The 13,417-nt window shown below is 70.9% G+C and carries 13 protein-coding genes; 4 read left to right on the top strand and 9 right to left on the bottom strand.

Annotated features, from left to right (window positions below; translation table 11 throughout):
* Positions 1 to 191: 191 nt before the first annotated feature.
* From MJ783_RS17150 to MJ783_RS17135, 4 genes are all read left to right on the top strand, one after another.
* Entirely contained in the window at positions 192 to 482 is a 291-nt protein-coding gene (locus MJ783_RS17150; protein WP_239311492.1) for a hypothetical protein, read from the top strand.
* 70 nt (positions 483 to 552) lie between these two features.
* A complete protein-coding gene (locus MJ783_RS17145; protein ID WP_239311490.1) occupies positions 553 to 1,005 on the top strand; it encodes a dCMP deaminase in 453 nt (150 codons plus the stop codon).
* A gap of 224 nt (positions 1,006 to 1,229) precedes the next feature.
* On the top strand, positions 1,230 to 2,111 hold the full coding sequence (locus MJ783_RS17140; protein WP_239311488.1) for a TIGR04222 domain-containing membrane protein: 882 nt from the start codon (positions 1,230 to 1,232) through the stop codon (positions 2,109 to 2,111).
* Positions 2,108 to 3,529, top strand: coding sequence for a DUF692 domain-containing protein (locus tag MJ783_RS17135; protein WP_239311487.1), 1,422 nt, complete (start codon positions 2,108 to 2,110; stop codon positions 3,527 to 3,529). The genes MJ783_RS17140 and MJ783_RS17135 overlap by 4 nt, the downstream gene beginning before the upstream one ends.
* 214 nt (positions 3,530 to 3,743) lie before the next feature.
* Here MJ783_RS17135 and pheT read toward each other — a convergent pair whose 3' ends face one another.
* The 9 genes from pheT to MJ783_RS17090 form a co-directional block, all read right to left on the bottom strand.
* Complete coding sequence (pheT, locus tag MJ783_RS17130) at positions 3,744 to 6,299, bottom strand: phenylalanine--tRNA ligase subunit beta (protein ID WP_239311485.1); 2,556 nt, start codon at positions 6,297 to 6,299, stop codon at positions 3,744 to 3,746.
* Complete coding sequence (gene pheS, locus MJ783_RS17125; protein WP_239311483.1) at positions 6,296 to 7,474, bottom strand: phenylalanine--tRNA ligase subunit alpha; 1,179 nt, start codon at positions 7,472 to 7,474, stop codon at positions 6,296 to 6,298. The genes pheT and pheS overlap by 4 nt, the downstream gene beginning before the upstream one ends.
* 139 nt (positions 7,475 to 7,613) lie before the next feature.
* Positions 7,614 to 8,774, bottom strand: coding sequence for an ATP-binding protein (locus MJ783_RS17120; RefSeq protein ID WP_370651662.1), 1,161 nt, complete (start codon positions 8,772 to 8,774; stop codon positions 7,614 to 7,616).
* Positions 8,771 to 9,610: an RNA methyltransferase gene (locus tag MJ783_RS17115; protein WP_239311481.1), complete on the bottom strand. Its 840-nt coding sequence runs from the start codon at positions 9,608 to 9,610 to the stop codon at positions 8,771 to 8,773. Before MJ783_RS17115 ends, MJ783_RS17120 begins: the two co-directional genes overlap by 4 nt.
* A gap of 32 nt (positions 9,611 to 9,642) precedes the next feature.
* Positions 9,643 to 10,038 carry a 50S ribosomal protein L20 gene (gene rplT, locus MJ783_RS17110; RefSeq protein ID WP_239311479.1) on the bottom strand — a complete coding sequence of 132 codons (396 nt, stop codon included), beginning with the start codon at positions 10,036 to 10,038 and terminating at the stop codon, positions 9,643 to 9,645.
* An 89-nt stretch (positions 10,039 to 10,127) separates the two neighbouring features.
* A complete protein-coding gene (gene rpmI, locus MJ783_RS17105; protein ID WP_239311477.1) occupies positions 10,128 to 10,322 on the bottom strand; it encodes a 50S ribosomal protein L35 in 195 nt (64 codons plus the stop codon).
* A gap of 44 nt (positions 10,323 to 10,366) precedes the next feature.
* Positions 10,367 to 10,951, bottom strand: a complete 585-nt coding sequence (infC, locus tag MJ783_RS17100; protein WP_239311475.1) for a translation initiation factor IF-3 — start codon at positions 10,949 to 10,951, stop codon at positions 10,367 to 10,369.
* Positions 10,952 to 11,229: 278 nt separating this feature from the next.
* Positions 11,230 to 11,760 (bottom strand): SseB family protein, encoded by a 531-nt coding sequence (locus MJ783_RS17095; RefSeq protein WP_239311473.1) that lies wholly within the window; start codon positions 11,758 to 11,760, stop codon positions 11,230 to 11,232.
* Between the two features lie 223 nt (positions 11,761 to 11,983).
* Complete coding sequence (locus MJ783_RS17090) at positions 11,984 to 13,102, bottom strand: hypothetical protein (protein WP_239311471.1); 1,119 nt, start codon at positions 13,100 to 13,102, stop codon at positions 11,984 to 11,986.
* Between the last annotated feature and the right edge of the window lie 315 nt (positions 13,103 to 13,417).

Raw genomic sequence — 13,417 nt, 5'->3', positions numbered from 1 at the left:
ACACCAGCCCGCCAGCCCACAACCAGGCACCAGCCCACCGGCCACACGAGGCACCCACTGCTCCCAGTCCGGACTGCCGGCCTCGGCCGGGCCATCCTCGGTGGCGTTCGAGGCAGTGGGCATGCTCGGTGTCGGCGTAGTAGGTCCACCGGTAGGGCTGAGCGGTCCTGTTGTGTTTGATCGTGAACTCGGTGATCTGGTCCTCGAGGTCCTCACGGGAACAGGGCGAGAAAGCCACCTGCCTGACGCTCTACGACCGCGCCCACGACATCCTCGACGGGCCGGGCCCGACACCGGCCCCTGGGACGAGTTCGTCAGCCCTGCCCATATCGAAGCCCAGCGGGTACACAGCCTCGCCGCACTCGGTGACTGCACCAGTCCTGCGGTCCCCGCGTGACGCCGTCGCCGGATGGCAGACTGTCCTCCAGGCAGGCGAGTTCCACCAGGCGATGGACCAGGTCCCCACGGCCATCACCGGCTGACTACCATCCCGCCACCGGCGATCCGATCCACCTCCGCCAGGGGCCGGCCCCAGGGAGGACGAGCCGCTCCATGACCCAGCTCGACGACCACCGCTGGATGACCCGGGCCATCGACCTCGCCCACCGCTGCCCACCCACCACCGGCGCCTACTCGGTCGGCGCCGTCATCGTCGACGCAAACAACGAGGAGATCGCCTTCGGCTTCTCCCGCGAGGTCGACGAGGCGGTGCACGCTGAGGAATCCGCCCTCGCGAAGATCGACCCTGACGACCCGCGGCTGGCCACCGCGACGATCTACAGCACTCTCGAGCCCTGCTCTCAGCGCAAGTCCCGGCCACGCACCTGCGCCCAGCTCATTCTGGAAGTCAAGATCCCACGGGTGGTCATCGCCTGGCGCGAACCCAGCCTCTTCGTCGCCGACTGCCAAGGCTACGAACTCCTCACCGCGGCTGGTGTCACCGTCGTGGAACTGCCTGAGCTTGCCGAGCAGGCCCGCGCCATGAACGCCCACCTGTCGGTCTGATTCACCTTCGAGCCTGTTCCGGGGTCGGCTCTGCCATAGGTCTCACGGGCCTGCGCCCCGCCTGCTGAGCAGGTGTCGCGTTGGCTACTCGCGCACCATCACGGCCACGCGCCGGCGGACCCTGGGCTGTGTCAGGCATCACCGGACGGAGCCCGACCCGCCTCACGATCTCACGGCCGCGGGCCGCTCCAGCCACCGTTCCGGGCGACGGGAAGGATCACGGCATGAGCGCACCCACCGCGTCCGCGGCGGGCGACACCTGGGGCATCAGCGGCCCCTCTTTTCTCATCCTCTACGCCCTGGGATTCGCGGTCCTGCTGCTGGCGGCGATCGTCATGCGCCACCGCATCCTCGGCCCGACGGACACGCCGGTGGCGGGCCCCAGCCCGTTGGACCCAACGAAACTCGCCATGATCAGCGGAAACCCACGGCTGGCCGTGACGTGCGCGGTCACCAACCTGCACGACCTGGGCCTGCTGCGGCCAGGGCGGACGCGGCGCGGGTTGACCACCACGGGTGCGCCGCTGCCGCCCGACGCCACCCCACTGGAGCGGGAAGTGCTCGGCGCCATCCGCCGAGCGGGCGAACTGCGGCTGGAGTCGCTCAGCGCGCTGGTGTCACGGGGACCGGCCGTGACCGCCTGCCGTACTCGCCTGCAGGGCGCGGGACTCGTACCGACGCGGGCGCAGGCTCATGCCTGTCGGCAGGCCCTGATCCCCCTGCTGCTCCTCGCGGCGATCGGGATCATCCGCGCCGCTGTGGGCGCCAGCCGGGGCAAGCCGGTCGGCCTCCTCTGCGTCGAACTGATCGTCACCGCGGTGGCGGTACTGGTTCTCGCCCAGCGCCCAGCCATCACCCGCCGGGGAAAGGCCGCCCTGTCCACGGCCCGCCGCGACAGCGTCGATCTGCGGTCCGGCGGTGTACCCGGGCAACGCGCCCTCGCCCTCGCGCTGTTCGGCACGGGCGTGCTCTGGGACACCGACCCGGCCCTCGCCAGCCAGCTCGGCCTGGCCCGTCCCAGCGGGAACACAAGCGGCGGGGACGCAAGCAGCGGTAGTGGGTGTGGCGGTGGTGGCGGCTGCGGTGGCGGCGGCTGCGGCGGATGACCGCCACCGCACCGCCGAACAGTGCGCGGCGCAACCGCCACGGGCCGCCATCCGGGCTGGGGATCGGGTGGCGGCCAGAACTCGCGACCTTCATCGCCGACCGGACGGACCTGTCCTTCGTCGAGGTCATCGTGGAAGCGCTGCCTGCCCGCGGGCCTCTGCCGGCCGGCCTCGACCGGCTGGCTGGGCGCGGCGTCCCGGTCGTGCCGCACGGGGTCGGCCTCGGCTTGGGCGGCGCCGAACCGCTCCAGGCATGGCGGATCGCACGCCTGGCGGCTGTCGCCGAGCGGCTGCAAGCACCACTGGTCAGCGAGCATGTCGCGGTCGTCCGGGCCGGCGGGCTGGAAGCGGGGCACCTGCTGGCGGTGCCGCGGACCCGCGACGCACTCGACGTGCTGATCGCCAACGTACGGACCGTGTCAGCCGAACTGTCCGTCCCGCTCGCGCTCGAGCATCCCGCCGCGCCGCTGCACTGGCCGGACGCGGACTTCAGCGAAGCCGAGTTCCTCACCGAGATCGCTGAGCGCACCGGTGCGCTTCTGCTGCTGGACCTCGCCAACCTGCATGCCGACCGGGTCAACCACGGGGTCGACCCCGGCCGCTTCCTCGACCGGCTACCGTGGGAGCGCGTCGCCTACATCCACGTGGCCGGTGGAGTCATGCGCGGCGGGCTCTACCACGACACCCACGTCCACCCTGTCACCGGCGCGGTCCTCGACCTGGTCCGCGAAGTGGCGCGGCGATACCCCGGCCCACATGCGTTCATGCTTGAACGCGATGGTCATTACCCGTCCGTCCGGGAACTCGGCGGCGAGCTGGCGGCGATCAGCGCCGCTGCCGCCGCGGGCTGCGCCGGGCACCCCGGGCTACCAGGAGCTGGGCCGGTGACGGACGCCATGCCACGCCTCAGGACTCCCCGCGGCGGCAGCGGTGCCGATGGAGGCGACGGCGGCGACGGAGGGCGTGCGCGGCTGCGCCAGACGCAGACCGAACTCGTACGGGCGCTCGTCGCCGACGGGCCGATCCCCGCTGGATTCGACCCACGCCGCGTGGCGGCGACCCGCACGGCGCTCCTCCACAAGCGCGCGGATGCCGTTGCCCGAGCATGGCCGGCGCTGTCCTGCCTGCCCGGCTTCCGCTCCCGGTTCACCGCCTTCGCCGCCGGCCGCGCACCCGTCGGAGCGTACGCGGACGGCATGGCCTTCGCCCGCGCCGTCCGGGCCGACCTCGACGAGCCGGCCCGGTCCGAACAGCTCATGGCCGCCGTGGCCCGCCGACGCCTGGCCATCGCGGTCGACCGGCAAGCCGGTGCCCGCCCGCTCGTCGCCATCCGGGCGCCGTTCGTCGGGACACGCCTGCTCGGCTCCGGCCGCACCCGGCTGGGCCGCACCAGGCTGCGGCGGCCCAGAACGGAATAAACGAAATAAGAGGGACCGGCAATAGGGGACGCGGCGTCGCGGGGTCCGGGCACACACCTCGTCGCATCGCTCCCCGTCCATCGCTGCGCGATGCACGGGTACCCCGGCTCGTCAGTCGCCACCCAACACCTCCGGTGACTCCCTCCGCCGCCTCGCGATGCCACGCGCCCCAGCCCCGCTCCTTGATCCACGCCCTGTTGCCGGACGCTCCAGATCAGCTGCGCAGAATCGCTCCGGTTACCCGGGTGGCCTCGGCGACCGCCGCGTCCCGCGCCGCGTTCGCCTCCTCCGCGGTGAGGGTACGGTCCCCCGCCCGCAGCCGCAGGCCAAACGCGAGCGAACGTTTTCCGCCGCCGATCTGGACCCCCTCGTAGACGTCGAAAAGGGTCAGCGCCTCCAGCAGATGACCGGCACCCGCCCGCAACGCCGCGGTGACCTGGGCCACGGTGACGCCCGCCTCGACGACCAGCGCGATGTCGCGGTCGGCGGGTGGATACGTGGACACCGCGGACGCCATGATCGGCGGGCGCGACGAGGCGATCCCGACCAGCGCGTCGAGGTCGAGCTCCATCGCGCAGGTCCGGCCGGGCAGCCCGTAGGCCGCGATCACCCGTGGATGCAGCTCACCGGCATGCCCGACGACCCGGCGCACGACCGGATCCGCCGCCGCGGGGCCGGCCACCGTCAGTCGCGCGCACCGGCCGGGGTGCCACGGCATCATCGCGTCTGCCGCCACCGACAGCTCCAGACCGGTAGCACCCGCGACGGTGTGTGCGGCGGCGACCGCGTCCTGCCAATCCGCCGGCCGCCCCGGTCCCCACCAACCGGCCGGTTCCCGCAGGCCGGTGAGAACGACGGCCACCAGTCTCGGCTGGTCGGGCAGGGCCGCGTTGAGCGCGGCGATCTCGTCCTCGCTGGGACGGTGATCGACCGCGGGGGTCGGCGGCGTGGCGGCGGCAACGGCCCGGAACACCAGACCAGTCTCGAACAGCGCCAGATCGCCCTGGCCCCGGCCGATGTTGCGGACGGCGGCGGCGAACAGTCCGGGCAGCAGGGTGGTGCGCAGGTTGGCGGCATCCTCAGCGATCGGGTTCGCGACCCGGACGGCCGCGGCCCGCGGGTCGTCCGCCTCAAGCCCGAGCTGGGTCAGCGTGTCGTCCCCGACGAACGGGACGGTGCGGACCTCGAGGTAGCCCTGCTGGGCGAGTGCCCTGTCGACCGCCCGACGCAGCCGCTGGCCCTGGGTGAGGCCGCGGCCAGCCGGTAGCCGCGGGAGGGTCACCGGGATTGTGTCGTAGCCTTCCAGCCGGATGACCTCTTCGACGAGGTCGGCGGGCCGGGTCAGGTCACCGCGCCAGGATGGCGGCGTGACCGCCAGCACCCCGGGCCCGTCGGGTCCGCTGCCGGTGCCGGATGCGGCCACTGTGGATGCGCTCGCTGTGGATGCGGCCACTGCGCAGCCGATGTCGACCAGCCGCTGCCGGACAACCTCGGCCGGGTAGGGACGTCCACCCAGACGCTCCGGCTCGGCCAGCGGGAAGGCGATCGTGACGGGATCCGGCCGGTGGTCGACGTCGGTGGCCCCCGGCTCCGCCGTGGCGCCGGTGAGCTCGATGAGCATCCGGACCGCCGTCTCCGCGGCGGCCGGCGCGAGCGCCGGGTCAACGCCGCGTTCGAAACGGCGTGACGCCTCCGAACCGAGCTGGTGGCGCCGAGCCGTACGGGCGATCACCACCGGATCGAAATGGGCCGCCTCAATCAGGATCTCAGTGGTCTCAGCCGAGATCTCGGTGGCCGCGCCCCCCATGACGCCAGCCAACGCCACCGGTCCGGAACCGTCGGCGATGACCAGGTCCGCCGGGTCGAGTTCACGTTTGACCCCGTCGAGGGTGACCAGCCATTCACCGGGGCGGGCGCGGCGCACGACGATCGGGCCGGACAGCTTCGCCCGGTCGAAGGCATGCAGGGGCTGCCCCAGGCCCAACATGATCAGATTGGTGACGTCGACCGGTGCCGAGACAGGCCGCATGCCCGACAGCGCGAGACGTTGGGTGAGTCCCAGCGGGGTCTGTGCCTGCGGGGACACGCCGGTCACGGTCCGGGCGACATACCGGGTGCAGGCGGTGGTGTCCTCGACGACGACCGGATACCCTCCGGCCGCGGTGCCGGCCAGTGGCCGGTCCGTGCCCGGCCCGGCCGGATCCTGGAAGGCCAGTCCAAACGCGGTGGCCGCCTCCCTGGCGATCCCGCGGACGGACAGGCCATAACCGCGGTCCGGGGTGACGGCGATGTCGAGGACGTCGTCGGCGAGGTCCAGCAGTTCGGCAACGTCCACGCCGAGCGGGGTGTCAGCCGGCAGCACCAGGATGCCGTCGTGGTCGTCACCGATGCCGAGTTCACGAACCGAACAGATCATGCCGTCACTGAGGTGCCCGTAGGTCTTGCGCGAGGTGATGGTGAAGCCGCCGGGCAGCACCGCGCCAGGCAGCGCCACCGCCACCCGGTCACCGACCTCGAAGTTGAAAGCTCCACAGATCACCCCGCGGGTACCGGTCGGCGGCACCTGGACCGTCACCCAGCGCACGTTCTTCTTCTTGGTCTCGACGACCTCGATCGCGCGGACCTCACCGACGACGACACCGGCGATGTCACGGCCGACGGGCTCGACGGCCTCAACCTCGAAACCGGCTCTGATCAGCGCCTCGGCGACCACTTTCGCCGACGGCAGGCCGGCGACGGTCGCCCGGAGCCACGACATGGGAATCTTCATGACCCGCTCCCCGTCTCGAACACGCGGCCGAACCGGACGTCCCCGTCGACGAAGTCACGGATCTCGTGGACGCCATGGCGGATCATCGCCGCGCGTTCCAGCCCCATCCCGAAGGCGAAACCGCTGTAGCGGGCCGGGTCGACCCCGCAGGCGACCAGCACGTTCGGATCGACCATCCCGCAGCCGCCCACCTCGATCCAGCCCTCGTCGGAGCACACCCGGCACGGCTGGCGGTCCGGTTCGCCACGACAGGCGAAGCAGCCGACGTCGAGCTCAGCCGACGGCTCGGTGAACGGGAAGTAGGACGGCCGCAGCCGGGTGGGCAGGCCCGACCCGAACAGCGCCTGGGCGAACACGTCCAGGGTGCCGCGCAGGTCGGCCATGGTGATGCCCTCATCGACCGCGAGGCCCTCGAGCTGGCCGAAGACGGGCGAGTGCGTCGCGTCGACCGCGTCGTTGCGGTACGTCCGCCCTGGGCACACCACATACACCGGCAGTGGACGAGACAGCAGCGCGCGGACCTGGACCGGCGAGGTGTGCGTGCGCAGCAGCAGCCCGCTGCCCATCGGGTCGACGTACAGGGTGTCGTGCGAGCTTCGCGCCGGATGATCGGGGCCGAGGTTCAACGCCTCGAAGTTGAACCAGTCGTGCTCGACTTCAGGCCCTTCGGCGACCTCGTAACCCATGGCCACGAACACGTCGACCAGGTAATCGGACAGCGTCGTGATCGGATGCCGTGCCCCGAGCGGGCGGCGGCCCGCCGGGACAGTGACGTCAACCCGCTCCTCGACCAGGACCCGGGCGTCACGCTCGGCGGTGAGTTCGGCGAGTCTTGCCTCGTAGAGCTCCCGGACGGCCGCTGTGGCGTCGTTGTGCCGGCGCCCGGCCGCGGCCCGGTCCGGCTGTGGCAGGGCGCCGAGCACCCGGCGCGCCAGCATCAGCGGAGCGGACCGGCCATCAACCTGTGACGTGCGAACGGCGGCGAGCTCGTCGAGATCGCCCGCGGCGGCGATCTCCGCGGCCGCCCGCGCGCACAGCTGGGCAAGCCGGTCCGGACCGAGCTGGTCCGCGTCAGCCCGGCCCGGGTCCGCGCGGCCTGGATCGACACGGTTCGGATGATCGGCTCGGTTCGGATCGACTCGGCTCGAGTCAGCGCTCGGTAGGGACGGTGACACGCTGGTCATCCTCATTGAAGTCATTGATGGCCGGACCGGCCATCAGGTGGGATCCCGACCGCCGTCCACCACAGGTGGGCGGACACGCGGGCCGGGTGCGGGCTGCGGGCCGGGGCGCCCGCCGGGTCACGGCTTCGCTTCAGGCGAAGACGGGTGCCCCGGCGGGCACCACAAATCGGAACTCGGCGCCACCGCCCGGCGCCCGCCCAACCATGATCGTACCGCCGTGCGCATCGATGAGCGCTCTGGCGATATAGAGCCCGAGGCCCGTCCCGTTACCGCGGGTCGCGCCTCGCCAGAACTTCGTGAAAACCCGGGATGCGCTTGCTTCGGGCACGCCCTCGCCCTCGTCCGCCACACTCACCTCGGCTCCGGTCAGCGTGCCGCGCATGACAATGGTGACGGTACCCGCGCCATGGCGCAGCGCGTTGTCGACGAGATTGTGCAGCACCTGTTCAATCTTGTCGGCGTCCAACCACATCTCCGGCAGCGTACCTTCGGTGCGCATCGCGAACCTGTCGCGGGTGGCCTCTCCCGCCGCGACCTTGCCATCGACGACCCGGCGCAGCGTCTGATCAAGATCCACGATCTGTTTGCGCATCTGGATCCGGCCGGAGTCGATCCGCGAGACGTCGAGCACCTCGGCGAGCAGCCGGGTCACCCGGTCGGCGTCGGTGTTGACGGTGTTGAGCATGAGCTTCTTCTGCTCTTCGGTGAACCTGTCCCACTTCGCCAGCAGCGTGGCGGTGAACCCCTTCACGCTCGTCAGCGGGGAACGCAGTTCGTGCGCGACCGTGGCCACCAGGTCGGCGCGGTTACGCTCAAGGCGCTCCCGGCTGACGGTGTCCCGCAGCGACAGCGAGACCTGCGCCAGCCGCCCCTCGACACGGACATAACGAACAGTGACATTAAGATCGCGTTCGTGCTGGGCGCCCGCGAAGGTCAGCCGCCGCTCCGGCTGGCCGGTCACCCGCGGCAGGTTGCGGCTCACCCGCGAACATTCCCACCAGTCGTTGCCCCGCTCGTCGAGCAACGGCAGGACCTCGGTGAGATGACGGCCCACGGCGGCGGCCGCCGCGACGCCTGTGATCTTCACGGCCGCGGCGTTGAATATCTCCACCCGGCCGGTGGCGTCAACCACCACGATCCCGTCTGGGAGATCATCCCAGGAGACCGGCGACACGGCGGGTACCTCAAGGTACGGCGTCCCATCCGCCCGCGGCCCGGGACCGGACAGTGGTTCTCCGTCCGCCGGTGGATTGCGAGCTTGGTCGGGAGCCGACGTGACCGTGTGCGTCACAGCCGTCCACCTCCCCCGGCGCCTTGAGTGCCGGACCCGAGCCTCGCCTGTGCGCGCGCTGACGCGTACAGGCAGATCGCAGTCGCCACCGCAAGATTCAGCGACTCGGCCTGACCGTACACCGGCACCCGGAGCACCGCGTCCGCGGACACCACGTCGGCCCGCGGGAGACCGCGCGCCTCGTTACCGAACAGCCACGCGGTGGGTACGCCGAGTTCCCCCGCGTCCGCCGCGGCATCGAGATCCCGTGCCGCGAGCGGGGTGGTGGCGATGATGCGGCAACCATGGTCCCGCAGCTGGCGGACCGCATCATCGAGATCGATATCGGTCACCACCGGCAGGTGGAAGATGCTGCCCGCGGACGCGCGGACGGCCTTGCCACCGAACGGATCCACCGACGACCCGGCGAACACGACGGCGTCCGCGCCCGCGGCGTCCGCGGATCTTACAATCGTCCCCGCGTTGCCCGGATCACGTGTGTCAAGACAGATCGCCACCAGCCGGGGGTGGGCGAGATCCGCGACCAGGTGGCGTGGGCACTCGGCCAGCCCGACCACACCCTGAGGCGTCACCGTCTCGGACAGTGATGCCACCGCGTCATCCGACACGACGCGCACCGGTATCCCCGCTCCGTCCACAAGTGCCGCGTACCTGCTCATCGCCGACGAACCCACGAAAATCTCATGCAGTGCCCCGACCGCGAGTCCCGCTGTGACCGCTTGGGGCCCCTCGACCAGAAACTGACCGCGGACACGACGGACCGCCGGGCGGCGCAGGCGCCGCGCGGCGAGCACCCGCGACGAACGCGGGCCAGCCGGGTCCGGGACCACCAGCATGAATTCGGATACGCGCCGGCCTACGCGATCGATCAGGCCGCCGACGTCTCCGGCGTACGGGCCGGTGAGGCAGGTGGCAGGGCGGCACGCGCGACCTCGACGAGCGCGGTGAACGCGGCCGGGTCCGTCACCGCGAGCTCGGCGAGGATCTTCCGGTCAACCTCCACCTCGGCCAGCCGCAGCCCCTGGACGAACCGGTTGTAGGTCAGCCCGTTCGCCCGCGCGGCGGCGTTGATCCTGGCGATCCACAGCTGCCGGAAGTCACCCTTACGAGCCCGCCGGTCCCGATAGGAGTAGGCCATCGAGTGCAGGACCTGCTCCTTGGCCTTGCGGTACAGCCGAGAGCGCTGCCCCCGGTACCCGCTGGACTGCTCTAGCACCGTCCGGCGTTTCTTCTGGGCGTTGACCGCCCGCTTGACCCTTGCCATGAGGGGGAAACTCTCCTTCAGTCGTGACTGTCGGCACTACGTCGCGCCGCTCCCAGCGGGTGGGAGCGGTTCGGGGGGACGGCCGGCGGTCAGCGCGCCAACAGCTTCTTGATGCGTCCTTCGTCCGCCGGGCTAAGCGTGACCTCGTTGTACAGCCGCCGGGTACGCCGGCTGGACTTGTGCTCCAACAGGTGATTGCGATTGGTCCGGCGGCGCATCACCTTGCCGGTACCGGTGATTCTGAACCGTTTGGACGCGCCGGTGTGGGTCTTCATCTTGGGCATCTGGAGATCCTGTAATCCGTGGTGATCATCAACGGTGTTCTGGGTCAGACCCGGCCGGCGGGCTCTGGCGCGCGCTGGGGCCGGGACCCCTTGTGCGGTGCCATCACCATGGTCATGTTCCGGCCGTCCTGCTTGGGCTGAGCCTCGACGTAACCGAGCTCCGCGACATCGGTCGACAATCGCTGCAAGAGGCGGATGCCGAGCTCGGGCCGGGACTGCTCACGCCCGCGGAACATGATCGTAATCTTGACTTTGTCGCCGGCCCTGAGGAACCGGACCACGTGACCCTTCTTGGTCTCGTAGTCATGCGGATCGATTTTCGGCCGGAGCTTCATTTCCTTGATGACCGTCTGGACCTGGTTCTTACGAGCCTCCCGACGCTTCTGGTCGGACTCGTACTTGAACTTTCCGTAGTCCATGAGCTTGCAGACCGGCGGACGAGCCGTCGGAGCGACCTCGACCAGATCGAGATCCGCCTCCTGCGCAAGCCGCATCGCCTCAGCGATGGCGACGATGCCGATCTGCTCGCCTTCGGGCCCAACCAGGCGCACTTCGGGCACCCTGATCCGGTCGTTAATACGTGACTCTGCGCTGATGTGGTTCCCTCCGTGGACTCGACGCGCGGGCATGACCTGCCGCTGCGGAGCCCTGCACCCAGCAAGACTGGGCACCCGGCCGACACGCCGTCACAGACGGCTCGGCCGACCGGCGACCCGGCCGCCGAACATGCGACGTCGGGTGGGAGGCAAGCCTCCGCTTGGCCTTGTCACCACAGGATGGCGCCGCTACGAGACACCAGCCAGATAACAAGCGGTCGACTGACAGCCTAGCAGAGCGGGCCGGATGCGACGATCAGTTGACCGTCGGATATCAGAGTGGCCACGGTGGATATTCCGTCAGAAACCGGTCAACCCGCCATCGGGCGGCGGGAGCGATGACGAGACCACCGGCGCCGGGGGCGCGGCTGCTCGGCCAGCCGCGCGCCAGCCTCCTCCAGAGCCACTGTCTCTCCCAGAGCCACCGCCGCGACCCGCCTCAGCAGCTCCCCGTCGACAGTGGCCATGGCCGGCCCGGCGATGTCGAGCACGACCGCGCGGTGGCCGTCCCGCACCGCCTGGGCACACAGGGCGTGGCCGGGCACCGCGACCGGCCGGGCGGCCTGGCGCCACCGGGCCAACGTGTCAACACCGCTGAACGCCGGGATCGCGGTGGCGCCGGAGGGCACCCGCAGCGTTACCAGAACCATCTCAGACGTCTTGTCGGCCCCGGTGACGGCGTCGGCATCGGTCCTGCGCGCCTCGATCGCGACGAAGACCCGGGCCCAGGCCAGCGCGGCCGCGACCGCATGTTCGTCGCCCGCGTCCAGCGCGGCGCGCAACGCGCCGTCACCACCGCCATGATCGCCTTGTCCGGCCGGCGTCAGCAGCTCCCGCTTCACCAGTCAACCCTAAACGCCTGGCAACACAGGACGCGGCGTCGCGGGGCTGGGGCACGCCCCTCGCGTCATCGCTCCCCGTCCATCGCTGCGCGATGCACGGGTACCCCGGCTCGTCAGTCGCCACCCAACACCTCCGACGCCTTCCTCCGCCGCCTTGCCGGATCGGGCGCGGATGAGCCGCTCACTGATCGAAAGCCCGATCTCACACCCGCTCTAAGAACGATCAGCCGGATACGGCCTCCACGGCGGCGGCAAGTTCGCCAAAGGCCGCTCTGGTACGGCGACGCAGAGCCGGCCAGGTGAACGACACGTCGCCGGCCAGAGCCGGATCGAACGGCACCACGACCACGGCCCGCGCGCGTTCGGAGAGCTGGGCGAGGCGACGGCGGGCCCGGCCGGACCAGCGGACCGGGACCGTCTCCACAACGACCACCGAGACGCCGCTCCCGATCCGGGTGATGCCGGCAGCGTCGGTGGCGGCATCGGTGGCGGCAACCTCAGCACCGGCGAGCGCCGCCAGCACGTCATCCGCGGCCGAAAGATCGAAAAGATCGGCCCGGACCGCGACCACGAGGGTGTCGGCCCGGGAGAACGGCGCCGCGGACAGCGGCTGGCTCCAGCCAGGCGGTCCGTCGACCAGCACCACCTGATGCCAGACCGCCAACATGTCCTGTACCCGGACTGGCTGCTCGGCGGACACGTCCACCGCGATGACCGGGTCGTGGCGGGAAGCGGCGAGAGCCATCCCGAGGCCGGCCGCGGCCGTGCGCCCGCAGCCCCCGGTGAACCCGCCGACATGTACCCGCAGACAGCTGATCGCGGATGTGGCGGGTGTGCTGCCGGCTTCCCCGGCCGCCGGCAGGCCGGCGCCGGGCCAGGTGATCTCCGGCGACACCGTCACCGGGAAACGCCCAAGCACCTGATCGGCAGCTTCCGGACCGGCGGCCGGCTGATCGGCGGCCGGCTGATCAGCGGCCAACGTGACGAGTTCGACGTCCGGGGTCCAACCGGCCGGAGCCGGCGCCGGCTCCGGCCGCCGTGGCCGGGCCGACCGGACGGGCGCCGCGAACGGAGCGCCGTCGTGCGTGCCGAGCCGTAACCGGCCCGCTCGCCGGCTCACGGTCGCGTCGCGGTTGTTGTCCTGGCTGGGCATGCGCAAGCCGAGCAGAGACACGGGCCGCGCGTCACCGACATCGGCCGCGAACACCGTGCCGGGCTGGATCTCGAGGGCATCACCGGCATCCGGAACCTGGCCGATTTCCCCCCGCGCGCCCGACCGGGGCGCTGGGAGATCCGGCCGATAACCGTCCTCGTCCCGTCCTCGCGCTGTCATCGCGCTCACCACCGCCTCCCGTCCCCACGGGGACCCCGCAGCCCATAGCCGGGGCCTGCCGCCGGAATAAGGTGGCCCCCCGATTCACCGGGACCTCCGGCGGCGCTGAGCACACGGTATGCGGTATCCATTACGGATAAGAGTCCCTGTCACCGGGCCGAGTTACAAGCTAACCGACCGCTGAGAGCGAATCAGAGTTCCGGCCGTTCGCGACGGCTTCGGGCGAGTTGACCGATTCAGGCAACACGTGGAGCGGCACCGGACACGAAAAGAAACCGGATACGAACGGAACCGGACACGAACAGAACACACGAAGAACTACGG

Origin of the sequence: Protofrankia sp. Cj3 (assembly GCF_917627355.1) — a bacterium.
Classification (GTDB): Bacteria; Actinomycetota; Actinomycetes; order Frankiales; family Frankiaceae; genus Protofrankia.
This window is presented reverse-complemented; position numbering and strand designations above follow the sequence as displayed.

Bases quoted from the DNA above. Each gene is read 5' to 3' on its own strand.
- pheT (WP_239311485.1), bottom strand. From the start codon at position 6,299: ATGAAGATTCCCATGTCGTGGCTCCGGGCGACCGTCGCCGGCCTGCCG.
- rplT (WP_239311479.1), bottom strand. From the start codon at position 10,038: ATGGCAAGGGTCAAGCGGGCGGTCAACGCCCAGAAGAAACGCCGGACG.
- infC (WP_239311475.1), bottom strand. From the start codon at position 10,951: ATGCCCGCGCGTCGAGTCCACGGAGGGAACCACATCAGCGCAGAGTCA.
- MJ783_RS17145 (WP_239311490.1), top strand. From the start codon at position 553: ATGACCCAGCTCGACGACCACCGCTGGATGACCCGGGCCATCGACCTC.
- rpmI (WP_239311477.1), bottom strand. From the start codon at position 10,322: ATGCCCAAGATGAAGACCCACACCGGCGCGTCCAAACGGTTCAGAATC.
- MJ783_RS17135 (WP_239311487.1), top strand. From the start codon at position 2,108: ATGACCGCCACCGCACCGCCGAACAGTGCGCGGCGCAACCGCCACGGG.
- MJ783_RS17115 (WP_239311481.1), bottom strand. From the start codon at position 9,610: ATGCTGGTGGTCCCGGACCCGGCTGGCCCGCGTTCGTCGCGGGTGCTC.
- MJ783_RS17140 (WP_239311488.1), top strand. From the start codon at position 1,230: ATGAGCGCACCCACCGCGTCCGCGGCGGGCGACACCTGGGGCATCAGC.